This window comes from Streptomyces cinnamoneus, from assembly GCF_014650495.1.
GTDB lineage: Bacteria > Actinomycetota > Actinomycetes > Streptomycetales > Streptomycetaceae > Streptomyces > Streptomyces cinnamoneus.
In genome coordinates this window covers 35671-61077 of the sequence record NZ_BMVB01000008.1, presented here as the reverse complement: position 1 = coordinate 61077, position 25407 = coordinate 35671, and the positions used below count along the sequence as shown (strand labels likewise).

At 73.2% G+C, this 25407-nt stretch carries 16 protein-coding genes; 7 read left to right on the top strand and 9 right to left on the bottom strand.

Features of this window, described 5'->3' with window-relative positions; genetic code table 11:
* Window positions 1-2 precede the first annotated feature (2 nt).
* Complete coding sequence (locus tag IE182_RS13875) at window positions 3-3317, bottom strand: S8 family serine peptidase (RefSeq protein WP_190110098.1); 3315 nt, start codon at window positions 3315-3317, stop codon at window positions 3-5.
* A gap of 500 nt (window positions 3318-3817) precedes the next feature.
* On the opposite strand from IE182_RS13875, the gene IE182_RS13870 reads away from it, so the two are divergent.
* Complete coding sequence (locus IE182_RS13870) at window positions 3818-5560, top strand: TIGR03767 family metallophosphoesterase (protein ID WP_190110097.1); 1743 nt, start codon at window positions 3818-3820, stop codon at window positions 5558-5560.
* A gap of 40 nt (window positions 5561-5600) precedes the next feature.
* On the opposite strand, the gene IE182_RS13865 is transcribed toward IE182_RS13870, so the two are convergent.
* Together IE182_RS13865 and pepN (IE182_RS13860) are read right to left on the bottom strand one after the other, a co-directional pair.
* Window positions 5601-6647 carry a hypothetical protein gene (locus tag IE182_RS13865; protein ID WP_190110096.1) on the bottom strand — a complete coding sequence of 349 codons (1047 nt, stop codon included), beginning with the start codon at window positions 6645-6647 and terminating at the stop codon, window positions 5601-5603.
* Between the two features lie 127 nt (window positions 6648-6774).
* Complete coding sequence (gene pepN, locus IE182_RS13860; RefSeq protein WP_190110095.1) at window positions 6775-9387, bottom strand: aminopeptidase N; 2613 nt, start codon at window positions 9385-9387, stop codon at window positions 6775-6777.
* 146 nt (window positions 9388-9533) lie between these two features.
* On the opposite strand from pepN (IE182_RS13860), the gene IE182_RS13855 reads away from it, so the two are divergent.
* Together IE182_RS13855 and IE182_RS13850 are read left to right on the top strand one after the other, a co-directional pair.
* A complete protein-coding gene (locus IE182_RS13855; protein WP_190110094.1) occupies window positions 9534-10169 on the top strand; it encodes a DsbA family protein in 636 nt (211 codons plus the stop codon).
* A 67-nt stretch (window positions 10170-10236) separates the two neighbouring features.
* On the top strand, window positions 10237-10872 hold the full coding sequence (locus IE182_RS13850) for a hypothetical protein (protein WP_190110093.1): 636 nt from the start codon (window positions 10237-10239) through the stop codon (window positions 10870-10872).
* Window positions 10873-10981: 109 nt separating this feature from the next.
* Here IE182_RS13850 and IE182_RS13845 read toward each other — a convergent pair whose 3' ends face one another.
* Entirely contained in the window at window positions 10982-11623 is a 642-nt protein-coding gene (locus tag IE182_RS13845; RefSeq protein WP_190110092.1) for a superoxide dismutase, read from the bottom strand.
* Between the two features lie 245 nt (window positions 11624-11868).
* On the opposite strand from IE182_RS13845, the gene pepN (IE182_RS13840) reads away from it, so the two are divergent.
* Window positions 11869-14439 carry an aminopeptidase N gene (gene pepN, locus IE182_RS13840; protein ID WP_190110091.1) on the top strand — a complete coding sequence of 857 codons (2571 nt, stop codon included), beginning with the start codon at window positions 11869-11871 and terminating at the stop codon, window positions 14437-14439.
* Between the two features lie 51 nt (window positions 14440-14490).
* Here pepN (IE182_RS13840) and IE182_RS13835 read toward each other — a convergent pair whose 3' ends face one another.
* From IE182_RS13835 to malQ, 3 genes are all read right to left on the bottom strand, one after another.
* On the bottom strand, window positions 14491-15462 hold the full coding sequence (locus tag IE182_RS13835) for an acyl-ACP desaturase (protein ID WP_190110090.1): 972 nt from the start codon (window positions 15460-15462) through the stop codon (window positions 14491-14493).
* Window positions 15463-15655: 193 nt separating this feature from the next.
* The gene (locus tag IE182_RS13830; protein WP_190110089.1) at window positions 15656-15928 is read right to left on the bottom strand and encodes a hypothetical protein; all 273 of its coding nucleotides are present in this window, start codon (window positions 15926-15928) and stop codon (window positions 15656-15658) included.
* 56 nt (window positions 15929-15984) lie between these two features.
* Complete coding sequence (gene malQ, locus IE182_RS13825; protein ID WP_190110088.1) at window positions 15985-18156, bottom strand: 4-alpha-glucanotransferase; 2172 nt, start codon at window positions 18154-18156, stop codon at window positions 15985-15987.
* Window positions 18157-18391: 235 nt separating this feature from the next.
* Between malQ and IE182_RS13820 the strand changes: the two genes are divergently transcribed.
* Window positions 18392-21421: a beta-N-acetylglucosaminidase domain-containing protein gene (locus IE182_RS13820; RefSeq protein ID WP_229844797.1), complete on the top strand. Its 3030-nt coding sequence runs from the start codon at window positions 18392-18394 to the stop codon at window positions 21419-21421.
* A gap of 71 nt (window positions 21422-21492) precedes the next feature.
* Here the strand turns inward: IE182_RS13820 and IE182_RS13815 are convergent, their stop codons facing one another.
* On the bottom strand, window positions 21493-22029 hold the full coding sequence (locus IE182_RS13815) for an HNH endonuclease (protein ID WP_190110087.1): 537 nt from the start codon (window positions 22027-22029) through the stop codon (window positions 21493-21495).
* Window positions 22030-22310: 281 nt separating this feature from the next.
* Between IE182_RS13815 and IE182_RS13810 the strand changes: the two genes are divergently transcribed.
* Window positions 22311-23411, top strand: a complete 1101-nt coding sequence (locus IE182_RS13810) for a mechanosensitive ion channel family protein (RefSeq protein WP_190110086.1) — start codon at window positions 22311-22313, stop codon at window positions 23409-23411.
* A gap of 75 nt (window positions 23412-23486) precedes the next feature.
* Here IE182_RS13810 and IE182_RS13805 read toward each other — a convergent pair whose 3' ends face one another.
* A complete protein-coding gene (locus tag IE182_RS13805) occupies window positions 23487-23990 on the bottom strand; it encodes an FBP domain-containing protein (protein ID WP_190110085.1) in 504 nt (167 codons plus the stop codon).
* A 187-nt stretch (window positions 23991-24177) separates the two neighbouring features.
* On the opposite strand from IE182_RS13805, the gene IE182_RS13800 reads away from it, so the two are divergent.
* On the top strand, window positions 24178-25377 hold the full coding sequence (locus tag IE182_RS13800; protein WP_229844796.1) for an ROK family transcriptional regulator: 1200 nt from the start codon (window positions 24178-24180) through the stop codon (window positions 25375-25377).
* Window positions 25378-25407 lie beyond the last annotated feature (30 nt).

The window sequence follows — 25407 nt, the reverse complement described above, 5'->3', positions numbered from 1 at the left end:
GGTTACGGCAGCACCTTCTCGATCTTCACGCTGCCGCTGCCCGCGACCGTGCCGGCCGCGTTGACCAGCTGGACGTCGCCGAAGAAGGAGCGGCCCTCGGGGGCCGCGCCCGCGACCACGACCTGCGCCGTGACGGGGGCGGACTCGCCGGCGCCGAGCTTGACGCCCTTGGCCGCGTCCACCTTGATCTCGCCCAGCGAGGGGGCGACGTACACGTCGCGGTAGTCGTAGGCGGTCGAACCGGCCGGCACGGAGTAGCCGGTGACCTCGACGGTGTACTCGCCGGCGGCCGGCTTGGTCAGGGTGACCAGCTCGTCCGAGCCGCCGCTGGTGGAGGAGCCGACGGACTTGCCGTCCTTGTAGACGGTGAGGTCCAGGTCGGCCTTGGGGTCGGCGGCACCGCTGATGGCGGCGTCGAAGCGGGTGACGCCCTCGCCGAGGGTGACCTTGGTGACCTGCTTCTCACCCTGCTTGAGGGTGGGCCGGTCGGTCTTCGCGGAGCCGAGCTGGCCGCCCTTGAGCTTGCCGTCGAGCGCCGCGAAGGCGTTGGTGGCCTTCCAGGTCACGTCGGTGGCCTGGCCCACCTTGGCCTCGGGCACGCTCTGCACGGCCGGGTCGAAGGAGGCGCCCAGCACCGAGGCCGTCAGGGTGTAGGGGTTCTCCAGCAGCGGGGAGGTGCGGCGGGACTCGACCTCGATCTCCCAGACGCCCGGCAGGGGCTTGGCGTACGAGCGCAGGTCCGGGCGGCAGGCGTTGTCCGGGTTCGGGTAGTTCGGGTAGCAGTTGACCGTGGAGGTGGGGTCAACGGGCACGCCGTAGGGGTTGATCGCTATGAACCGGGTCTGGCTGCCGCCGGCCAGGCCGCCGAGGGACACCTCAAGGGTGCGGGCGCCCTTGGGCACGGTCACGAAGTAGGACGTGTGGGCGTTCCGCGTGGCCTTGGCGGTCTTCTTCACCACGTACGACGGCGCGGCCAGCGGCTCCGCGGCGACGACGGTCGTCATGATCTGCTTGTCGACGCCCTCGGTGCGGTCGTCGTCCACGGCCAGGATCGCGCTGTGGATGCCGGCCGTCCTCGCCTTGGCGGCGACCTTGACGGTCACGGGCTTGTTCAGCGGCAGCTTGACCTCGTTGTCGCCGACGAGCTTGAAGGTGCCGTCGTTGTTCTGCCACTCCAGCTCGTGCCACACGGGCTTGTCCGGGCCGGAGGTGCGGGTGACGGTGACGTCGTAGGTCCGGCTCTCGCCGGTCTTCAGGCCGCCCTCGCGGTCGTAGACGCCGGTGCCGAAGCCGGGGGTCTTCAGGGCGCCGGAGAGCGCGGTGTTCACCGGGGCCTTGACCGTGTAGTCGTGGGCGGTGGCGCCGTCGCGCAGGGCCTCCCACGCGTCGACGATGTTGATCAGGCCGGCGCCCTGCTCGTACGCCTGGAAGCCCTTGATCTTCTTCGCGGTGCTGTGGAGCGCCGTGCGCAGATCGGCCGGGGCGAGCTTCATCTTCTTCTGCTTGGCGGCCGAGATCAGCAGCGCCGAGGCACCGGCGGCCTGCGGGGAGGCCATCGAGGTGCCCTGCAGCATGCCGTAGCCGGGCGGGAGGTCGTAGCCGGCCTCCTTGACGGGGGCGCCGGGCTCCCACGTCGGGGTGGTGTTGATCGACGCGCCCGGGGCGGTGATCGTCGGGGTGAAGCCGCCGTCCTCACGCGGGCCGCGCGAGGAGAAGGGCATCATGGCGTACTTGGTCGTGACCTCGGAGCCGTAGTTGGCGGCCCAGGTCTCCTTGGAGACGGAGGCGCCGACGCTGATGACCTTGTCGGCCAGGCCCGGGTCGCCGATGGTGTTGGCGCCGGGGCCGCTGTTGCCCGCCGAGATGACGAGCTGGACGCCGTAGGTGTCGATGAGGCGCGTGTAGAGCTCGGAGCGGGCGTTGTTGCCGTCGTTGAGCGCGGGCAGGCCGCCGATCGACATGTTGACGATGTCGACGCCGCGGTTGACCACGAGGTCGATCATGCCCTCGGTGAGCGCGACGTTGGTGCAGCCGCCGCTCCAGGTGCAGGCCCGGGAGGAGACGAGCTTGGCGCCGGGGGCGGCACCGTTCATCTTCCCGCCGAACAGGCCGTTGGCGGCGGTGATGCCGGCGACGTGCGTGCCGTGCTCGGACTCGATCACGCCGATGCTGACGAAGTCGGCCTTCTTGCCGACCCACTCGCCGCCCTTGGGGTCCATCGGCACGTCCTTGCGGATCTGCACGACGAAGGGGATGCGCTCGGCGATGGGCGTGTCGGGGTTGTCCTTGCCGAAGTAGCCGACCTGGTAGCCGTCCTTGTACGGCTTGAGCTCCTCGTCGTTGCCGAAGTTGCCGTCGTCGTCGAGGTCGACGCGGACGGTGCCCTTGGCCTTGTCGTAGAGGACGGCCCAGGAGTCCTTGGTGTCGCCGTCGCGGTTGAGGTCGCCCTTCATGTCGCCGCCCGCGGTGACGGACTCGCGGAAGAGGGAGACCTGCCAGGAGCCGCCGGCGGCGGGGGCGGTGTAGGTGCGGCCGTTGAAGGAGAAGCTCGGACCGGAGACGTCGGAGGTCATCGGCAGCCAGGTGCCGTCCGCGTCGGCCAGCGGGTCGGTCGCGGTGACCCAGTCGACGATCTTGCGCTCGCCGGTGCTGGTCTTCTGCAGCGCCGGGTGGCCGAGGTCGATGCCGGAGTCCAGGATGCCGATGGTCACGCCGCGGCCGTCGGCCTTGGGGTGGTCCTCGACGAACTCGACGGCGCCGGTCTCGAAGGCCGGCTGGTAGGGGTTCTTGGCCGGCGTCTGCTTGCCGGGGGCCGGGTACTTCCGGTCCTTCGCGAGCGCCGGGGCGCCCGCGGCGGCGTCGGCGCGCGGCGTCGGGTCCGGGAGCTTGATCTCCTGCTTGAGGTCGATGCCGTGCACCGAGGCGAGCTTCTTCGCCTCGTCGATCGCGGCGTCCGCCTTGCCGGTGGGCACGGTGGCCCGGACGTAGCCCAGCTTGTCGTACGCCTGGCCCACCGAGGCGCCCTTGATCGCGTCGAGCTTCTCGGCGACCTGGCCGGTCCTGCCGGGCTGAGTGGCGATCATCATCGTGACGGTCCGGTCGCCCTCGGCCTTGGCCTTGGCGAGCAGGTCCGCGTCGTGCGAACCGAGCTTGTCCGACGTGGACTTCACCGGGCCCGGGGCGGGCGCGGGGTCGTCCGCGAAGGCGGGGGCCGCGCCGGCCGCGGTGAGCGCGGCGACGAGCGAGGCGGCGACGGCTATTCGCGCCGTGCGTCTCGCGCCGCCCGGCGCGCTGGGGGCATCGGGGGTGGGGGTCATGGGCATCCCTGGCTGGAAGTGGTGAACGGACAACAAATGGCCTGTGAAAGGGCACGACGACACGGCGTCCGAAAAGCGGAGCCGGATGACCGATCACTTTTATGGAAGTGGCGGGGGTTTGGGGAGAGTTGCCCGGGCAGGAACATAAGGATGGCGTAAACCCGCCACGCGCCACGCGGGATGAAGCGGGACGGAGGCCGTGAAGCGGTCAGGCCGTTCCCGCAGCTCAGCGACTGTAGGACAAACGGACTAAAGCACTGCCCCATGAGCGGCGAGAGAGTTCCCCTCCAGGGTGAACGCTGAGTGAGCGTCAGCTCTCCAGGGGACGAGTGGTGTATGCCAGTTCGCAGGAGCCAAGATCCATGTGAGGTGATCGGCGGCAACCGTTGCGGCCCGGTTCACGCCCAGGTCACTCGCGCTGCCAACGATCCTCACTGACCGGGGCCCGCAGCCCGCCCGCTCGACCGCCAGCCTTCGCGTTCGCACTCGGGGAGACCGCCATGCACCGCAGATCCCGCAGAACCGCAGACTCGCCCCTCGACCGCCGTACGTTCCTGGCCGCCGCGGGCGCCGCCACCACGGCCGCCGGGCTGGGCCTCGCCGTGGGCGCGGGCGGCAGGCCGGCGTCGGCCGCGCCGGGCGACCCCGCTCCCCCGGCCACCGCGGCGGCCACGCCCGCGGCCGGGGCCCCGGCGGCCACGCCGACGGGCGAGGGCACCACGCTCGTCTCCGTGGCCGCCCCGCGCGGCAGCAGCGGCTACCGCCGGCTCGGCGACGGCCCCGGCTGGTCCCGGGTCGTACGCGCCGACCTGGCCGCCGCGCAGAACGGCCGCGAGGACCGGCGGACGACGCTCGCGTCCTTCGTGCAGTTCACCGACCTGCATCTGACGGACGTACAGCACCCGCTGCGCTACGAGTTCTTCCGCGCGGGCGACGTGGGCGGCTGGCGGCCGCACGAGGCGCTGACCCTGCCCGGGGTCGTCTCCCTGGTCGAGCGCGTCAACAAGGTGCGCCGGGGGCCGGCGACCGGGACGCCGTTCGGCTTCGCCATCACCACCGGCGACAACGGCGACGAGAACGCCAAGATCGAGGTCGAGTGGTTCCTCACCGCCCTCAGCGGCGGCCGGCTGACCCCCAACACCGGCGACCCGCACCACTACGAGGGCGTGCAGAACAGCGGCCTCAAGCAGTACTGGCACCCCGAGAGCGCCCTGCGCGACCAGGACAAGGCGGCCGGCTACCCGAGGATCGACGGCTACCTGGAGGCCGCCTGCCGCCGCGTCACCAGCCCCGGCCTGAACATCCCCTGGTACTCCACCTTCGGCAACCACGACCTGCTCTCCGGCGGCTGCTACCCGGCCGCGGGCTCCTTCATCGCCGACATCTGCGTGGGCAACCGCAAGCTGCAGTACATCCCGCCCGCCGAGGCCAAATGGCTGATGGAGGGCGAGGTCGGGGGCGCCGACCCCAAGGGCAAGCGCATAGAGTCCATGCTCAAGTCGCACAAGAAGGACATGCGCACGATCACCCCCGACCCGCGCCGGGTGCCGCTGACGCCACGTCAGTACGTGGCCGCCCACCTCGATCCGCAGCACACCGGGCACGGCCCCGTCGGTCACGGCTACACCCGCGCCAACCTCGACTCGGGCACCCTCTACTACACCTTCCCGGTGTCCGACAAGGTCATCGGCATCAGCATGGACACGACGGACCCCGGCGGCCACTACCAGGGCTCCCTGGGCACCTCCCAGCTCACCTGGCTGGACCGGACGCTCAGCGAGCACAAGGACCAGTACGCCCTGATCTTCAGCCACCACCCGAGCTGGAGCATGAACAACATGACGCCCGATCCCGCCCACCCGGGCGAGAAGCGGCACGGCGGCGACGAGGTGATCGCCCTCCTCCAGCGCCACTCCAACGTCCTGGCCTGGGTCAACGGCCACAGCCACCGCAACCGCATCCGCCCGCGCGGCAGCTTCTGGGAGATCGCCACCGCCTCACACGTCGACTACCCGCAGCTCGCCCGCATCATCGAGATCACCGACAACCACGACGGGACGGTCTCGCTCTTCACCACCCTCATCGAATCGGCCGCCCCGTACCGCACCGACGTCCACGACCTCTCCCAGACCGGCCTCGCCTCCCTCTACCGGGAGCTGGCCTTCAACGCCCCCGGCTCGGACACCTCCCTGGCCGGCTCGCCGCCCGACCGCAACACCGAACTGCTGCTGTCCCGGCGCTGACCGCGCCGGGCCGGCGGCCGGGAGCGACGAAGGAACGGATTCACCTCGGCAGGACGACGAGAGGGGCGCAGGGGTCGCGGTCGGCCGACGCCACCAGGGCGGTCCGGACGACCGCGGCCGTCTGCTCCAGCGCCTCCGCGTCCTTGAGCTTCTTCGGCGTGACCCGGACGAGCACCACGCCCAGTCGCTCCAAGTGCTCGCGCCGGCGGGTGGGTTCGGACCAGACGGCCTCCTCCTGCTCGCGCGGCGCCCGCGTGTCGAGCTCCAGGGCCACCGCGTGGTCGGGCCAGAACGCGTCCACGCTTGCGAGGCAGGGCCCGCCGGGCAGCCGCAGCTCGACGTTCCACAGCGGCGCCGGCAGCGCGTGCTCGCGCACCATGGCGTACAGCCGGCCCTCGGCGACCGCCCGGCCCTCCGCCAGCAGCGCCTCCACCGCGTGCACCACGTGCGGCCGCGCCAGCAGCCGGGCCCGGGTCAGCTCCCGCACGACGGCCGTCGCCTCGGCGTGCCCCCCGCGCACGGCCTCGCCCAGCAGGGCGCGCACCGCCGACGCGTCGGTCAGCTGCGCCACGGTGTCGGCGACCGCCCGGGCGACCGGGGCGACCGGCACGCCCGTCACCAGCCGGGCGTGCGGCACGGTGTGCGCCCGTACGAGCCGCACGAACCCGTTCGGCCGCAGACGGCGGGTGCGCGGCAGCAGGACGTCGATGTGCTCCAGGGACAGCAGCGAGGGCACACAGGTGAAGCGGTACAGGGCCAGCGCGGCCGGGCCGGTGACCATGGCCTGTCCGTAGCCGGCCGACTCGGCCTCGCGCGCGGCGGCCGGGCCCGGCTGCCGGGGCACCTGGGCGCGCGGCAGCGTGTACATCAGGGCGGCGTGCAGCCGCTCCTCGCTGGTGGCCGGGCCGGTGTGCAGCAGGAAGACCCCCGGCAGCAGCTGCTGCCAGGGGCCGCCGGACCGGCAGCGCGCGGCGACCTCGGATCCGGTGAGCCCGTGCTCGCGCAGCCGGCGCGCGGTCATGACCCGGTGGCGGACGTCGGAGAGGTGGTGGAGGGGGCGCGGGGACAGGGGGGTGTTGGGGTTCATGCCCCGGCCATTCCCGCCCCGCGCCCACCCCCTAACCGCTGTTACGGGCCCGTCGACAATTCAGGACAACGCCGTTCGATGTCAACGGCGTTCGGGAACCGTCGCCGGGCCCGCCGGCGGCCGGCGGTCAGCCCGCCGTGGCGTCGCACTCCTGCGCGCGCAGGGCCCGCGCCAGGTCGTCGCGGGCCTCCAGCACCAGCCGGCGCAGGGCAGGGGGCGCGTCCTCGTGCGCCCGCAGCCAGGCGTCCGTGGCCTCCAGCGTCTCCCGGTCGTCCTGCAGCGCCGGGTAGAGGCCGCGGACGACCGCCATGGCGATCTCGATGGACCGCTCGCTCCAGATGCGCTCGATCACCTCGAAGTAGCGCGGCGCGAACGGCGCCAGCAGCTCCCGCTGGGAGGGCTGGGCGAAGCCGGCGATGGTGGCCTCGGCGAGGGCGTTGGAGAGCGTGTCGGAGTCGACGACCGACGCCCACGCCTCGGCCTTGACCTCGGCCGACGGGCGGGAGGCGAGGCAGCGGACGTGGTGGCGCCGGCCGGAGGCCGTGTCGTCCCGGGCCAGCTCGGCGGCGAGCGTCGCCTCGTCGGCGGCGCCGCGGGCGGCGAGTGCGCACAGCAACGTCCAGCGCAGCTCCTGGTCCACGTCCAGGCCGTCGACCTTCCCGCTGCCGTCCAGCAGGCCGTGCAGCAGCTGCAGGTCCGGCTCGGTCTCCGCGAGCTCGGCGAAGAAGCGGGCCCAGGTCAGCTGGTGGCCGCTGCCGGGCTCGGCGAGGCGCAGCTCGCGCAGCGCGCTCTGGGCGAGCTCGCGGCCGGCCTGCTCGCGCCGGGCGGGGGCCGCGTAGTGGACGAGGGCGCCACTGGCCCACGCCTGGACCATCTGCAGGACGCCGATGTCGGTCTCGGCGCCCGCGAAGCGCTGGACCAGCTCCAGGTAGTCGCGGGTGGGCATCAGCCCGTCGCGGGTGAGGTTCCACAGCGCGGACCAGCACAGCGCGCGGGCCAGCGGGTCGGTGAGGTCGCCCAGGTGCGCGCGCAGGGTGGCCAGCGAGCCCTCGTCGAAGCGGATCTTGCAGTAGGTGAGGTCGTCGTCGTTGACCAGGATGAGCTCGGGCCGCTCGGCCCCGGCCAGCTCCGTGACGACCGTGCGCGGGCCGGCGACGTCGACCTCGGCCCGGGCGTAGCGCTCCAGCGCACCGCCCGCCTCGCGGCGGCGGTAGAGGCCGACGGCCACGCGGTGCGGGCGCAGCTCGGGGTGGCCGGCGGGGGCCTCCTGCAGGATGGCGAGCTCGGTGATGCGGTCGGCGGCGTCGTAGGTGGCCAGCGGGGTCAGGGAGTTGACGCCGGCGGTCTGCAGCCAGGAGCGCGACCAGGCGGCCATGTCGCGGCCGGAGGTCTCCTGGAGCACCTCCAGCAGGTCGGTCAGGCGGGTGTTGCCGTAGGCGTGGCGCTTGAAGTAGCGGCGGGCGCCCTCCAGGAAGGCGTCGCGGCCGGCGTAGGCGACGAGCTGCTTGAGGACGGAGGCGCCCTTGGCGTAGGTGATGCCGTCGAAGTTGAGCTTGGCGTCCTCCAGGTCGTGGATGTCGGCCGTGACCGGGTGGGTGGAGGGCAGCTGGTCGGCGCGGTAGGCCCATGCCTTGCGGTTGTTGGCGAAGGTCACCCAGCCGTTGGTGAAGCGGGTCGCCTCGACGAGGGAGAAGGAGCCCATGAAGTCCGCGAAGGACTCCTTGAGCCACAGGTCGTCCCACCACTCCATGGTCACCAGGTCGCCGAACCACATGTGCGCCATCTCGTGCAGGATGACGTTGGCCCGGCGCTCGTAGGCCGCCTGCGTCACCTTGCCGCGGAAGACGAACTCCTCGCGGAAGGTCACGCAGCCGGGGTTCTCCATGGCGCCGATGTTGTACTCCGGCACGAACGCCTGGTCGTACTTGCCGAAGGGGTACGGGTAGTCGAAGTGGTCGTGGAAGAAGTCCAGGCCCTGCTTGGTGACGGCGAAGACGTCGTCGGCGTCGAAGTGGCGGGCCAGGCCCTTGCGGCACAGGGCGCCGAGCGGGATCTCCAGGACGGTGCCGTCGGCGGACGTGCGGGTGTAGTGGTCGCGCACGACGTGGTACGGGCCGGCGACGACGGCCGTGATGTAGGTGGAGATGGGCCGGGTGGGCACGAAGCGCCAGGTGGCCGAGGCGGCGTCCCCGGCGACGGGCTCGGCCTCGCCGTCCTGCTCGCCGTTGCTCAGCACCGTCCAGGCGGCGGGGGCGGTGACGGAGAAGGTGAAGGGGGCCTTGAGGTCGGGCTGCTCGAAGGTGGCGAAGACGCGGCGGGCGTCGGCGGGCTCGTATTGGGTGTAGAGGTAGACCTCGCCGTCCTCCGGGTCGGCGAAGCGGTGCATGCCCTCGCCGGTGCGGCTGTAGGCGCACTGGGCGTCGACGACCAGGACGTTCTCGGCGGCCAGGTCCTCCAGGGCGATGCGGGCGCCGTCGAAGACCGCCTTCGGGTCCAGCTCCCGGCCGTTGAGGGTGACCGACGTCACGGAGGGGGCCACGAGGTCGGCGAAGGTCGCCGTGCCCGGCTCGGCGCAGCGGAAGCGGATCGTGGTCACCGAGCGGAACGTGCGCGGGCCGGCACCCGCCGCCGGACCCGCACCCACCGCGGAGCGCAGGTCGAGCGCCACCTCGTAGGCGTCCACGCCCAGCAGCCGGGCGCGGAGGCGGGCTTCCTCACGGGTCAGGTTCTCTCCGGGCACGACGCGGCTCCCTCGTCTTCATCGGATTGATCACTCAGATCATGCGAAACATCAGGAATCATGGCACGGGGGGTGCTTGTTGAATCACTGACTGTCCAGCTCGTTGCCCTCGTCAGAGACGCATCGACCCCTCGGAGGAGATTCGCGTGACCGCGCAGAGAGTGACCGCCCGCTTCTGGTTCGACCCCGCCTGCCCCTGGGCCTGGATGACCTCGCGCTGGATGCTGGAGGTCGAGAAGGTGCGGCCCGTCGACGTGCGCTGGCACGTCATGAGCCTGGCCGTGCTCAACGAGGACAAGATCGACCAGGTGCCCGAGGAGTACCGGGAGTACCTGCGCACCGACGCCTGGGGCCCGGTGCGGGTGTGCATAGCGGCCGCGAAGGAGTTCGGCGAGGAGGTGCTGGGCCGCCTCTACACCGAGATCGGCATCCGCTTCCACGTCCAGGATCAGCCGCGCACCCGGGAGACCGTCGAGGCGGCGCTGGCGGCGGCCGGGCTGCCGGCGCGGCTGGTCGAGGCGTACGGCTCCGACGCCCACGACGAGGACCTGCGCCTCTCCCACAAGGAGGGCATCGAGAAGGTCGGCCAGGACGTCGGCACCCCGATCATCGCCGTGCCCGGTGCGGACGGCGCCGAGATCGCCTTCTTCGGCCCGGTCGTCACCCCGGCCCCCAAGGGGGAGGCTGCGGCACGGCTGTGGGACGGCACCCTGCTGGTCGCCGGCACGCCGGGCTTCTACGAGATCAAGCGGACCCGGACGGTGGGCCCGGTCTTCGACTGAGGCGCTCCCCGGCGGTCGGCCGCGGCGTCGACCTGCGGACACGGGGGCGGTCCTTTAATGTCCCGGTATGGGCCAGACCGACCTCTCGCGGCCGCTCGGCCGCGACGGCGGCTGGGCCGAGGCGGTGCCGCCGTGCCCCAACGCCGCCTACGCGGAGCTGCCCCCGCGTCCGTACGACCTGATCACGCTGCTGGCGTGCCATGCGCTGGCCGCGCTGTGGGCGCTGCTCGGGCTGCGGCAGGCGGCGGGCATGCTGCGGCACTACCTGCGCGGCACGGGCACCGCCCGCCGGGTGGACGCCGAGGCGCTGCTGGCGCTGGAGGCCGTCCGCTCGGCCGCCGCCGAGCAGCTGCGGCGGTGGCGGGAGGAGGCGCTGGAGCGGTGGCGGGCCGGGCCGGGCGGCCCTGCCGCGTACCCCGCCGACAGCGGCTGGCGCGATGTGCTCATCACCCGCCGGGCGAGTCGTGACTGGTGGCTGGCGCTGCGCTGCGCGGAGTTCCGGCTGACCGGCACGGTCCGGGTGGACGCCGCCGGGGGCACGGTCGTGGACTACCGCTTCGCGGTGCAGAAGGCGTGGAACTTCGACCGCGGCAAGTCGGAGATGGGGGTGCCGTTCACTCCCTTCGCCCGCTTGCACGAGACCGGGCTGGCGAGGGAGTTCACGGTGTCCGGCGAGGCGTTCGGCCACGCCCGCCCGGAATGATGGAATGCAGGGGAGGCCCCCGCGCGATCCGACCGCGCGGGGGCCTCCTTGTGCGCCCGCCGCGTGAAGGGTGAGAAGACGATCACGAGCAGGCGGCCTGGGGGGTGGGTCAGGGCGCCAGGATGATGGAGCTGCCCTTTTCCTTCGCCGCGAGGTAGCGCGCGTTGACGTCCTGCCAGTTGACGACGGCCCACATGGCGTCGATGAAGTCCACCTTCTGGTTCTTGTACTGCAGGTAGAAGGCGTGCTCCCAGGCGTCGAAGACCAGGATCGGCACGGAGCCCTGGCCCACGTTGCCCTGGTGGTCGTAGACCTGCTCGACGATCAGGCGGCCGCTGATCGGCTCGTAGGCGAGCACGCCCCAGCCGGAGCCCTGGGTGGTGGCGGACGCCTTGGTCAGCTGCGCCTTGAACTTGGCGAAGGAGCCGAAGGACTCGGCGATGGCGTCCGCGAGCTCGCCCACGCCGTCCTTGTCGAGGGGCTCGCCGCCGCCGTCGCCGGTCATGTTCTGCCAGTAGATGCTGTGCAGGATGTGGCCGGAGAGGTGGAAGGCCAGGCTCTTCTCCAGGCCGTTGATCGCACCCCACTGGTCCTTGTCACGAGCCTCGGCGAGCTGCTCCAGCGTGTCGTTGGCGCCCTTGACGTACGCGGCGTGGTGCTTGTCGTGGTGCAGCTCGATGATCTTCGCGTCGATGACGGGCTGCAGAGCCGCGTAATCGTACGGAAGTTCGGGAAGTGTGTAGATGGCCATGCCGAGCCCTCCGACTGCTTATTGCAATGAACTTGCAGGTGAACGCTACCAGCAAGAGCATCTGAAATGCGGTCACGGGGGCACGCCTCGGTCCAAAGTCGGAGGCGGCCTAGGTCCCGGGGATCGGGCTCGCCGGCCGGGGCGCGCGACCCCTCCGCCGTGAGCGTACGAACCGCCACGCACAGCGACGGCGTGGAAGGATGGCCGGACGTCGCGATAGTGCAGAACGCTAAGGAGATGCCCCGGTGCCCGGAACGAACCTGACCCGCGAAGAGGCGCAGCAGCGGGCGCGGCTGCTCGCCGTGGATGCGTACGAGATCGACCTCGACCTCTCCGGCGCACAGGAGGGCGGCACCTACCGGTCCGTCACGACGGTGCGCTTCGACGCCACGGAGCCGGGCGACTCCTTCATCGACCTCGTCGCGCCGGCGGTCCACGAGGTCGTGCTGAACGGCACCGCCCTCGATGCGGCCGAGGTCTTCGCCGACAGCCGCATCGCGCTGCCGGGCCTGGTGGCCGGCCGCAACGAGCTGAAGGTCGTCGCCGACTGCGCGTACACCAACACGGGCGAGGGCCTGCACCGCTTCGTCGACCCCGTGGACCAGCAGGCGTACCTCTACACCCAGTTCGAGGTGCCGGACGCCCGCCGCGTCTTCGCCTCCTTCGAGCAGCCCGACCTGAAGGCGACGTTCCAGTTCACCGTGAAGGCCCCCGAGGGCTGGACGGTCATCTCCAACTCGCCCACCCCCGAGCGCCCTGCCGACAACATCTGGCGCTTCGAGCCGACCCCGCGCATCTCCACGTACATCACCGCGCTGATCGCCGGCCCGTACCACGCGGTGCACAGCACGTACGAGAAGGACGGGCAGACCGTCCCGCTGGGCATCTACTGCCGCCCCTCGCTGGCCGAGTTCCTGGACGCCGACGCGATCTTCGAGGTCACGCGGCAGGGCTTCGACTGGTTCCAGGAGAAGTTCGACTACGCCTACCCCTTCGCCAAGTACGACCAGCTCTTCGTGCCGGAGTTCAACGCGGGCGCGATGGAGAACGCGGGCGCGGTCACCATCCGCGACCAGTACGTCTTCCGCTCGAAGGTCACGGACGCCGCGTACGAGGTGCGTGCGGAGACGATCCTGCACGAGCTGGCGCACATGTGGTTCGGCGACCTGGTCACCATGGAGTGGTGGAACGACCTGTGGCTGAACGAGTCGTTCGCCACCTACACCTCCATCGCCTGCCAGGCGTACGCGCCCGGCAGCAAGTGGCCCCACTCGTGGACGACGTTCGCCAACTCCATGAAGACCTGGGCCTACCGGCAGGACCAGCTGCCCTCCACCCACCCGATCATGGCGGACATCCGCGACCTCGACGACGTGCTCGTCAACTTCGACGGCATCACCTACGCCAAGGGCGCGTCCGTCCTCAAGCAGCTCGTCGCCTACGTCGGCATGGACGCGTTCTTCACCGGCGTCCAGGCGTACTTCAAGGAGCACGCCTTCGGCAACACCCGCCTGTCCGACCTGCTCGGCGCGCTGGAGAAGACCTCCGGCCGCGACCTGAGCACCTGGTCGAAGAAGTGGCTGGAGACGGCCGGCATCAACATCCTGCGCCCGGAGGTCAGCACGGACGCGGCCGGCATCATCACCTCCTTCGCCGTCAAGCAGGAGGCCCCCGCGCTGCCCGCCGGCGCCAAGGGCGAGCCGGTGCTGCGCCCGCACCGCATCGCGATCGGCCTGTACGAGCACGAGAACGGCAAGCTGGTCCGCAAGGACCGCATCGAGCTGGACGTCGACGGCGAGCTGACCGACGTCCCGCAGCTGGCCGGCAGGGCCCGCCCGGCGGTCGTGCTGCTCAACGACGACGACCTGTCGTACGCCAAGGTGCGCCTGGACTCCGAGTCGCTGGCGACCGTCACCCAGCACCTGGGCGACTTCTCCGAGTCCCTCCCCCGGGCGCTGTGCTGGGCCTCCGCCTGGGACATGACCCGCGACGGCGAGCTGGCCACCCGCGACTACCTGGACCTGGTGCTCTCGGGCATCGCCAAGGAGTCCGACATCGGCGTGGTGCAGTCGCTGCAGCGCCAGGTGAAGACGGCCGTCGACCTGTACGCCGCGCCCACCTGGCGCGAGACGGGCCTGGCGAAGTGGACCGAGGCCACGCTGGAGCACCTGCGCGCGGCGAAGCCGGGCAGCGACCACCAGCTGGCGTGGGCCCGCGCCTTCGCCGCCACCGCCCGCACCGACGAGCAGCTCGACCTCCTGGCCGCGCTGCTGGACGGCAGCGAGTCCATCGAGGGCCTGACCGTCGACACCGAGCTGCGCTGGGACCTGCTCGGCCGGCTGGCCGCGACGGGCCGCGCGGACGAGAAGGCCATCGACGCCGAGCTGGAGCGCGACAAGACCTCCGCGGGCGAGGAGCACGCGGCCTGGGCGCGGGCCGCACGGCCGACGGCCGAGGCGAAGGCCGCGGCGTGGGCCTCGGTGATCGAGTCCGACAAGCTGCCCAACGCGGTGCAGGAGTCGGTCATCGGCGGCTTCCAGCAGGCCGACCAGCGCGAGCTGCTCGCCCCCTACGCCGAGAAGTACTTCGCGGTGGTCAAGGACGTCTGGGCGAAGCGCAGCCACGAGATGGCCCAGCAGATCGCCGTCGGGCTCTTCCCCGCCCTGCAGGTCTCCCAGGCCACCCTGGACGCGACCGACGCCTGGCTGGCCTCGGCCGAGCCCAACGCGGCGCTGCGCCGCCTGGTCACCGAGTCCCGCGCGGGCGTCGAGCGGGCGCTGAAGGCCCAGGCCGCTGACGCGGCCGCCGCCGTCTGAGACCGCGCACGGGGCGCCCCGGACCGTCCGGTCCGGGGCGCCCCCGTCGTTTCAGCCCTTCTCGGCCCGGGCCCGCCGGCGGGCCAGCAGCGCCTCGCGCTTCTCGTCGAACTTCCGCGCCTGGTCGTCGAGACCACCCATGAACAGCCCGAGCTCCTCCTGGGCGCGCAGACCCTCCGGGCCCAGGCCCGTGATCTCCAGGACCTTCAGGAAGCGCAGCACCGGCTGCAGCACGTCGTCGTGGTGGATGCGCAGGTTGTAGATGCCCCCGATGGCCATCTGGGCGGCCGCACGCTCGAAGCCGGGCATGCCGTGGCCGGGCATCCGGAAGCCGACCACCACGTCGCGCACGGCGGACATCGTCTGGTCGGGCGCCAGCTCGAAGGACTTCCCCAGCAGGTTGCGGTAGAAGACCATGTGCAGGTTCTCGTCGGTGGCGATGCGCGCGAGCATGCGGTCGCAGACCGGGTCACCGGAGTGGTGGCCGGTGTTGCGGTGCGAGATGCGGGTCGCCAGCTCCTGGAAGGCGACGTAGGCCACCGAGTGCAGCATGCTGTGGCGGTTGTCGGACTCGAACCCCTCCGACATGTGCTGCATGCGGAAGCGCTCCAGCGCGATCGGGTCGACGGCCCGCGAGGTGAGCAGGTAGTCCCGCATCACGATGCCGTGCCGGCCCTCCTCCGCCGTCCAGCGGTGCACCCAGCTGCCCCAGGCGCCGTCACGGCCGAAGAGCGAGGCGATCTCGTGGTGGTAGCTGGGGAGGTTGTCCTCGGTCAGCAGGTTGACCACGAGGGCGGTGCGGGCGATGTCCGAGACCTTCGACTGCTCCGGGAGCCAGGCGTCACCGCCCAGCGGACCGTCGAAGTTGCGCCCGTCGCTCCACGGCACGTACTCGTGGGGCATCCATTCCTTGGCCACCTTCAGGTGCCGGTTGAGCTCGGTCTCGACGACCTCTTCGAGCGCGTACAGCAGGCGGGCGTCGCTCCACACGGCCTGGCCGTCATGGGAGGGGGCGAGGGTCACGGGCAGCTCCTGGCGATCTTTACCTACGGCTCCGTAGGTTACGACACCGTAGGTTAATGGTGGGGACAAACGCCAAAGCCGTTGGGCAATACACCGACCGGGGGAAGGCTCCGGGAGCGGAGAAGGGCAGCAAAAAGGCCGGCACCCCTTCAGGGGTGCCGGCCTTCGAGAAGCGGCGGTCAGACGAGCAGCGTCACCGCGCGGTGCGCGGGTAGTGCGTGTCGTGCGTGCGGGTGTTGTCGGAGTTCTTGGCGAGGACCATCGTCAGGCCCGTGATCACCAGGAAGAGGACGATCGGCGCAACCACGTAGAGGCCGATCGTGTTGATCGCGCTCAGGCTGGGGCCCGGGTCGTCGCCGTCGTCGCGGGTGAGCGCGAACGCGGGGGACGACATCAGCAGCATCAGCAGCGTGCCCGCGGAGATGGCACCGGCGCGCACGGCGTTCTTGTTGACCTTATTGCTCACGGCCTCAACGTATCGGACACCCGCGAGGCCCGCGCGCCCGGGGTGGCCTATCGGCGTCACCGGCCCCCGGCGGCCGCCCTGACCTCCTCCATCAGCGCGTGCAGCCGGGGGGAGGCGGCCAGCTCCTCCAGCGGCACCGGCCGGCCCGTGGCGTCGGCCACCGGCAGCCGCCAGTTCGGGTACTGGTCCCAGGTGCCCGGCAGGTTCTGCGGGCGCCGGTCCCCCACCGCGTCCGGCAGCCATATGCCGACCATCCGGGCGGGGGTGCGCAGCAGGAAGCGGTGCACGGCCCTGACCGCCGCTTCCTCGTCGCCCGGCCCCTCCGGCAGCAGCCCCAGCCGCCCGAAGAGCGCCAGCCACTCCGCGACCGCCGTCGCGTCCTCGCGCTGCTCGGTCTCCAGCGGCCGGGTGAGCAGCCCCAGCCGGTGCCGCAGCTCGACGTGGTCGCCGGTCAGCCGGGCGGCGGTGCTCGGCAGGTCGTGCGTGGTGGCCGTCGCCAGGCATCCGGCGCGCCAGCGCCCGGGCTCCAGCGGCTCCGCGTGCGCGGCGCCGTCCCCGCCGTCCCCGGGGCCGCCCCCGGCGCCCTGCCCGCTCTCCGCGCCCCTCCCCACGCCCTCCGTACCCTCCGCGCGCTGTGCGCTCTGCGCGCCGTCGTAGTCGCGCTCGAACCACAGCACCGACGTGCCCAGCACCCCGCGCTCCGCGAGCGCCTCCCGCACCCCGGGCTCGACCGTGCCCAGGTCCTCGCCGATGACGACGGCCCCCGCGCGGTGCGCCTCCAGGGCGAGCACGGCGAGCATGGCCTCGGCGTCGTACCGCACGTAGGCCCCGCGCCGGGGCTCGTAGCCCTGCGGCACCCACCACAGCCGGAACAGCCCCATCACGTGGTCGATGCGCAGCGCCCCCGCGTGCCGCAGCAGCCCGCGCAGCAGGTCGCGGTAGGGGGCATAGCCGGTGGCGGCGAGGGCGTCGGGGCGCCAGGGCGGCAGGCCCCAGTCCTGACCGCGGGAGGTGAAGGCGTCGGGGGGAGCGCCGATGGACATGCCGGCGGCGAAGGCGTCCTGCTGGGCCCAGGCGTCGGCACCCGAGGGGTGGACGCCGACGGCCAGGTCGTGGACGAGGCCGACGCGCATGCCGCCGTCCAGGGCGGCCCGCTGGGCGGCGGCCAGCTGCCCGTCGGTCAGCCAGGCCAGCCAGCAGTGGAAGTCGACGCGCTCCAGCAGCTCGCCGCGGGCGCGGGCGGTCCGGGCCGAGCGCGGGTCGCGCAGGCCGGCGGGCCACGAGCGCCAGTCGGGGCCGTGCACCTCGGCGAGGGCGCACCAGGTGGAGTGGTCGTCGAGGGCCTGGCCCTGCTCGGCGAGGAAGTCGCCGTAGGCGGCGCGCCGGCCGGGGCCGAGCGGCACGGTGCGCACCAGCTCCAGGGCGCGGCGCTTGAGGTCCCAGACCGCGTCGCGGTCGATCAGCGCACCGTCCTCCAGCACGGCCCGGCGCAGCGCGGCGGCGTGGGCCGTCAGCTCGTCCGCCTGCGCCCGGGCGGGGCCGGTGAGGTAGGCGTACTCGGGGATCTCCTCGATGCGCAGGTGGACGGGGTCGGGGAAGCGGCGGGAGGAGGGGCGGTAGGGCGAGGGGTCGGTGGGCGGGCCGGGCACGGCCGCGTGCAGGGGGTTGACCTGCACGAAGTCGGAGCCGAACGCGCGGGCGGACCAGGTGGCGAGCTCGGCCAGGTCGCCGAGGTCGCCCATGCCCCAGGAGCGGGCGGACAGCAGGGAGTACAGCTGGACGAGGAAGCCGTGGCTGCGCCCGGGCGGTGCGGGGACCCGGCCGGGGGCGACGATCAGCGGCGCGGTCGCGGACCGGCCGTCGGGGGCCTGGGCGCGCAGGAGGTGGCCGCCCGGCGGGAGGGGCTCGGCGCCGGGGCCCGCCGCGGGGTCCCAGGGCAGGGTCCGGCCGTCCTCGGTGTCGACGCGCAGCAGGGTGCCGTCGGGGAGCTCCGGGAGGTTCCGTGTGCCGCCGTCCCGGAGCACGACCGCCGGGGGCAGCAGCCGGCCCCGGTGGGCCGTGCGACGGGCCTCCAGGGCGTCCTGGACGGCCCGGGGCGTGGAGGCGTCGACGCCCAGCGCGGCGAGCACCGCGACGACGGTGTCCTCACCGACGCGGACGGTGCGGCCGGGCTCCGGCTCGTAGGTGGTGGCGACGCCGTACAGCTCGGCGAGGCGCGCTCTGCCCATTCAGACCTCCGTGGTCGCCCCCGTGCCGCGTGCCCGGAGCCCTACCCACCTGTCGCGGCCGCCGACACCTTGCGTTCCCCGATGTCGATTTGGCGTCTCTTCGGGGGACATCGCGATCGATTCCGCTTCGCCCGTCGTCCGCACCTCGGCGGGCATTACCGGCAGTTCGGTCAGCCGCGTTGACACGCTCCACGCCTGGTGATGGGCTCGTCGACCACGGGAGCGACACCCGGGCGTGACATCCGGGGGCGAGGAGAAGGCCGTGCGGTTCCTGGGCGACGACGACCCCTCGGGCGGAGGCCGTGATTCGGGCGGAGGCCGCGACGCCGGCGGCGCGGGGCCGGCCGGCCGGGCCCTGGGCACCGGCCGCCTCGGCCGGCCGGGCACCCCGGCCGGGCGCGGCTCGCGGCGGGCCCGGGTCACGGTGCTGGCCGCCGCCCTCCTCGGCGGGCTGCTCGGCAGCGCCGGCGACGCCCTCGCCGACCCGCGGCCCGGCGACGCTGCCGCCGCCACCGGCACGCCGGGCACCCCGGACCGGGAAGGCGCCGGCGACCTGCCGCCCGTGTGGCCGCGCCCCCAGTCGGTGCGCGACCGGGGCGGGTTCGCCCGGGTGGGTGACGAGGTCACCCTCATGGCCGAGCAGGGCACCGACCCCTACGCGATCGAGGCGCTCCGCACGATCCTGCACGGCGCGGGGGCCCGTACCGTCGTCGACGCCCAGCCCGGCGGCACCCCGCCGCCCAGCGGGCTGATCGTCCACGCGGGCGGGCGGGCGGCCGAGGAGGCCCTGCGGGCGCTGGGCGCCCCGCCGGCGGGCGACCTGCCGCCGGGCGGCTACCGCCTGGCCACCGGAGCGCTCGACGGCCGGCCGGTGGTGGCCCTGGCGGGCGCGGACGCGGACGGCCTCTTCCACGCCGCGCAGACGCTGCGGCAGCTGGCCGTGGAGCGGGACGGCGGGCACGCCTTCGCCGGGGCGGTGATCCGCGACTGGCCGGGGACGGCGGTGCGCGGGCTGACCGAGGGCTTCTACGGGCAGCCGTGGTCGCACCGGCAGCGGCTGGCGCAGCTGGACTTCATGGGCCGCACGAAGCAGAACCGCTACCTGTACGCACCCGGCGACGACCCGTACCGCCAGGCCCGCTGGCGCGACCCCTACCCGGCGGCGCGCCGCGCGGAGTTCCGGGAGCTGGCCGAGCGGGCCCGCCGCAACCACGTGACGCTCGGCTGGGCCGTCTCCCCCGGGCAGGCGATGTGCTTCTCCTCCGGCGAGGACCTGCGGGCGCTCAAGCGCAAGGCCGATGCGATGTGGGCGCTGGGGGTGCGCGCCTTCCAGCTGCAGTTCGAGGACGTCAGCTACAGCGAGTGGCACTGCGACGAGGACGCCGACGCGTTCGGCTCCGGGCCGAAGGCGGCGGCCCGGGCGCAGGCGAAGGTGGCCGGCGAGCTGGCGCGGCACCTGGCCGGCAAGGGCGCGGAGGCGGCGCCGCTGTCGCTGCTGCCCACCGAGTACTTCCAGGACGGGCGCACGGCCTTCCGGCGGGCACTGGCCGACGCGCTCGACCCGCGCGTGGAGGTGGCGTGGACGGGCGTGGGCGTGGTGCCCCGGACCATCACCGGCGGTGAACTGGCCGCGGCCCGGGCGGCCTTCGGGCACCCGTTGATGACCATGGACAACTACCCGGTCAACGACTACGCGCAGGACCGTATCTTCCTCGGGCCCTACACCGGCCGGGAACCGGCGGTGGCCACCGGCTCGACCGCACTGCTCGCCAACGCCGCGGCCCAGCCCACCGCCTCCCGCATCCCGCTGTTCACCGCCGCCGACTTCGCCTGGAACCCGGGCGGCTACCGCCCCGACGAGTCCTGGCGGGCGGCCGTCGACGACCTGGCGGGCGGCGACGGCCCGACCCGCGCGGCGTTGCGGGCGCTCGCCGGCAACGACGTCTCCTCGGTGCTGGGCGGCGAGGAGTCGGCGTACCTGCGCCCGCTGCTGGACGGCTTCCGGTCCGCCCTGTCCGGCACCGACGCCGCCGCGCTCGCCGGGGCGGCGGACCGGCTGGAGGACGCCTTCCGCACGATGGCCGGGGTCCGGGAGCGGCTCGGCCCGGTCCTCGGCGACGAGGTGGGGCCGTGGCTGGAGCAGCTGGCCCGGCACGGCGAGGCGGGCCTGCGGGCGGTGGACATGCTCACCGCGCAGGCGCGCGGCGACGGCGGCGCGGCCTGGCACGCCCAGCTCGACGTCCAGCGGCTGCGGGCCCGCATCCGGGCGGGCCGGGCCACCGTCGGCAAGGGCGTCCTGGACGCCTTCCTCGACCAGGCGCTGGCCCGGGCCAACGGGTGGACGGGCGTCGACCGGCCGCTGGGCACCGCGGGCGCCGCCACCGACGGTGACCCGGCGACCTCGGTGGCCGGGCCGGCGGGCGCGCCGCTGGCCGTGCGGCTGCCGGCGCCGCGCCCGCTGACGCAGGTCACCCTGCTGACCGCGCCGGTGGCCGGGGCGGGCGGCACCGTGGAGGCGCACGACGTGGAGAAGGGCTGGCAGCCGCTGGGGCCGGTGGCGGAGGGCGGCTGGACGCAGGTGCCGGGCCGGGGGCTGCGGGCCGACGCGCTGCGCGTGGTCTTCGCCGGCGGCGCGGGCGCCCCGCCGGCGGTGCACGAGTTCGCCCCGTGGTTCGCCGACACCGCCCCGGCGGAGTGGGAGCTCACGCGGGACCGGGTGGACGCGGAGGCCGGTGGACGCCCCGCGGTCGTCGAGGCCCGCGTGATCGACCAGCGGCCGGGGACGGTCCGTGAGCCGCTGGCCGTCCGGGCGCCGAAGGGGGTGACGGTCACGGCCCCCGCGGAGGTCACGGCCGTGCGGGGCGGCGTGACCACGGTCCGGATCGAGCTGTCGGTCCCGGCGGGGACGCCCGCGGGCGTCTTCACGGTGCCGGTGCGGCTGGCGGGACGGGAGCGGACGGTGACGGTCCGGGCGTATCCGCAGACCGGGGGGCCGGATCTGGCGCGCGGGGCGGCCCTGCGCCCGGAGGGGAGCGCCCGACTGCTGGAGCTGGCGCAGCCGGTACGGCTGGGACGCGTGGTGCTGCACTGGGCGGGACGGCCTCCGCGCTACCGCGTGCAGGTCTCACCGGACGGCCGGGCGTGGCGTGACGCGGCGTTCGTCACCGATGCCACGGGCGCGCTGCGGCTGGACGCCCCGGAGGTGCGTTTCGTGCGCGTGGAGGGGGCGGGGTTGCGACAGGTCGAGGCGTACGCGGCCCACTAGGGCAGGCACCGGGCGGAGCCGCGAGGGCACCGCCCGGCGCTCGGGGGCCGAAAACAACGGTGGCCCGGACCTCAGGCGGAGATGCCGTCGATCCGGGCCATCGCGTCCTCCGCGCCGTATGCCTGCAGGTAAGGCAGCCAGCGCGGGTCCCTATGGCCCGTGCCGATGATCCGCCAGGCCAGGCCCGAGGGCGGTGCCGGCTGGTGGCGCAGCCGCCAGCCGAGCTCCGAGACGTGCCGGTCGGCCTTGACGTGATTGCAGCGGCGGCATGCAGCCACCACGTTCTCCCAGGCGTGCTGGCCGCCCCGGCTGCGCGGGACCACGTGGTCGACGCTGGTTGCGACGCCACCGCAGTACGCACAGCGCCCGCCGTCGCGGGCGAACAGGGCACGGCGGGTGAGCGGTACGGGGCCCCGAAAGGGCACCCTCACGAAGCGCTTCAGGCGGACGACGCTGGGGGCGGGGATGGTGCAGGTCGCGCTGTGCAGATAGGCGCCGGAGTCCTCAAGGCTGACGGCCTTCTCATTGAGGACGAGTATGAGCGCGCGGCGGAGCGGTACGACGCCGAGCGGCTCGTACGACGCGTTGAGGACCAGGACGTGCGGCACGGGTGCCTCCTTGTACGCCGGCGGCGCGTGGCTCGCGCCGGGACGATCTCCTGCAAGTGTCCCCTGGCCCCTGGCCGATGCGCCACCATCCACGGGTAACGGGTCTCAGGTGTTTTGGCGCACACCTGGGAGCTCACCTCAACCAGCCACCGCCATTCCCGCACAAGAACTGTCGCTTATCGAACACAACAACGGGGCATGCGGTCTGCCCCGTTAGTGTGGTGGGTCTGCCCCGTGCCGCTCCTCGTCGCGGGTCTGTCCCACACCGGAGGGTTCCTGCTGTGTTCTGGTCCGCTGCCCCGGCCCCAGACTCGACGCCCCGTCCCTCGTCCCTGGACGAGGCGCAACGGACGGCGAACGACGCCGCGGGCTGGGTCGAAGAGAACTGGTCCACCTGGCTCAGCAACGGCCTGCGCATCGTTCTGATCGTCCTGATCGCGGTGGCCATGCGCCACCTCGTCCGCCGCGCCATCACCAAGCTCATCGCGCGCATGAACCGCACGGCGCAGGCCGTCGACGGCACGGCCCTGGGCAGCCTGCTCGTCAACGCCGAGCGGCGCCGGCAGCGCTCGGAGGCCATCGGCTCCGTGCTGCGCAGCGTGGCCTCGTTCCTGATCATGGGCACGGCGGCACTGACCGTGCTCTCGGTACTCAAGATCAACCTGGCTCCGCTGCTGGCCAGTGCCGGTGTGGCGGGTGTCGCCATCGGTTTCGGCGCGCGGAACCTGGTCACCGACTTCCTCTCCGGCGTCTTCATGATCCTGGAGGACCAGTACGGCGTCGGCGACACCATCGACGCGGGGGTGGCCTCCGGCGAGGTCATCGAGGTCGGCCTGCGGGTCACCAAGCTGCGGGGCACGGACGGTGAGATCTGGTACGTGCGCAACGGCGAGGTCAAGCGGATCGGCAACCTCAGCCAGGGCTGGGCGACGGCGGGCGTCGACGTCCAGGTCCGCTCGGACGAGGACCTGGACCGGGTGCGCGAGGTCATCGTGCGCACCGGTGAGGACATGCAGAAGGCCGAGCCGTGGAGCGAACGGCTGTGGGAGCCGGTCGAGGTGCTGGGCCTGAACGCGATCTACCTCGACTCGGTGGTCATCCGCGTGTCGGCCAAGACCATGCCCGGCAAGGCCCTCGGCGTGGAGCGCGAGCTGCGCTGGCGCATCAAGCGCGCGCTGGACGCGGAGGGCATCCGCCTCATGGGCCGCCCGGTCGAGCCGGACCTGGAGACCGCGCTCCCCGCGGACCCGGCGGCGGCCGTCGCCGCGCCGTCCGTCCTGGCCAACCCCACCTCCCCGCAGTCGCAGGCCACGGCACCGATACCGGCGCCGGCCCCGGTGCCGCCGGGCGCCACGCTCGGCAAGGGCATCAGCATCGGCTGACGGCCGGGCCGGACAGGGACGGGAACGGGCCGAGGGCTCCCTCACCGCCGATGTGGCGAGGGAGCCCTCCGGCTTTCAGCGTTCCTGGAAGACCTTGTCCAGGAACTGGTCCACATGGGTGCGCATCCGCTCCAGCCGCTCCTCCAGGGACAGCGACTCCTTGTAGCGCATCGACATCAGCGGCACCTTCTTGCCCCGCACGTACAGCGGGCAGGCCAGGTCCGCGCACATGTAGGCGCCGACCGTGTTGCCCTCGCGGCCGGAGGCGCCGACCTTGCGGGCCGCCAGCAGGGAGACGCCCGAGCCACCGTGCCCCGTCAGGCACAGCGAGCACATGGTGGTCTTGGTGAGGGCCCGGGGCCCGCCCTGCGGCACGCGCAGGGTGACGCCGGTCAGCTCTCCCCCGCGCTCGGCGACGAGGTAGCCGCGGTCCGGCGCGCCCGGATCCCGCCACCCCAGGAAGTCCAGGTCGGCCCAGGGGAGATCGGCCAGCCCGCGGGGCAGACTGATCCTGCGCGCTTCACCCTTCGAGCAGTTGACGAAGGAGGCGCGTATGTCGTTCTCGCCGAGTGGTTCCATGGGGCGGGAAGCTAACACCGGGGCGTATCCGACGTCGCGCCATTTTTCCGCCCGGGGGCCCGCGGAAGCTGGTCCAGACCTCTTGACGGCGTCTTTGACGTGCGCATACCGTCCTCACACCACCAGCGATTGGAAAGTTTCCTTACAGAGCGGCTGTCCAGCAGGCCGCCGAAGGGCGGGCGACACCATGGCAGGAACGGGCACCCCCGGCACCCCCAGCGTCCTGCGGGCCATGAACGACCGGGCCGCGCTCGACCTGCTCGTCGCCCACGGCCCCCTCACCCGCACCCGCCTCGGCGAGCTCACCGGCCTGTCCAAGCCCACCGCCTCCCAGCTGCTCACCCGGCTCGCCGCCGCCGGACTGGTCCGCACCGTCGGCAACGTCACGGGGCGCCCCGGGCCCAATGCCCAGCTGTACGAGGTGAATCCGGACATCGCGCACGTCGCCGGCCTCGCCGTCGACAAGCTGGGCATCACGGCCGCCGTCGCCGACATCACCGGCACCGTCGTCGGAGAGCACCGCGTCGCGGCGGTGGCCCTCGACGAGTCGGTCCGCGGCCGCACGACCGAGCTGGTGACCGAGGCCGTGAACGGCGCCCTGGCCGCCGCCGGGCTCCCCCGCGACGCCCTGCACCGCACCGTCATCGGCACCCCCGGAGCGCTCGACCCGGGCACCGGCACCCTGCGCTACGCCCCGCACATGCCCGGCTGGCACGCGACGACCCTGCGCGACGACCTCGCCGAGGCCCTCGGCACGCCCGTCGCCATCGAGAACGACGTCAACCTCGCCGCCGTCGCCGAGCGGCACGCCGGGGCCGCGCAGGACGCCGAGGACTACGTGCTCGTCTGGATCGACGAGGGCGTCGGCGCCGCCGTCGTCCTGGGCGGACGGCTGCTGCGCGGCGCCACGGGCGGCGCCGGCGAGATCGGCTACATGCCGCTGCCGGGAGCGCCGCTCGCCCGCGGCGGCCCCGACGCCACGATCGGGGACGGCGGGGGCGGCTTCCAGCAGCTCGTGGACTACTCCACCGTGCTCCGGCTGGCCCGGGAGCTGGGCATCGAGGCGCCGACGGCGCCCGAGGCGGTGACGGTCGCGCTGCGGACCGAGGGCGCCGGCGACGTGCTCCTGGCGGAGCTCGCGACCCACATCGCCTGCGCCCTCGCGGCGGTCGTCGCCGTCGTCGACCCCGCGCTCGTGGTGCTCTCCGGCAAGCTCTGCCAGGCCGGGGGCGAGCGGCTGCGCGCCCTCGTCGAGGCGGACATGACCGGGCTCGCCCTGCCCCGGCCGCACCTGCGGCTGAGCTCGGTGGAGGGCTCCCCCATCCTCATCGGCGCCCTGCGGACCGCCCTCGCGGACACCCGCGACATCGTCTTCGACACGGCCTGACCACCGGACGCCCCTCGCCCCTGTCCTCCG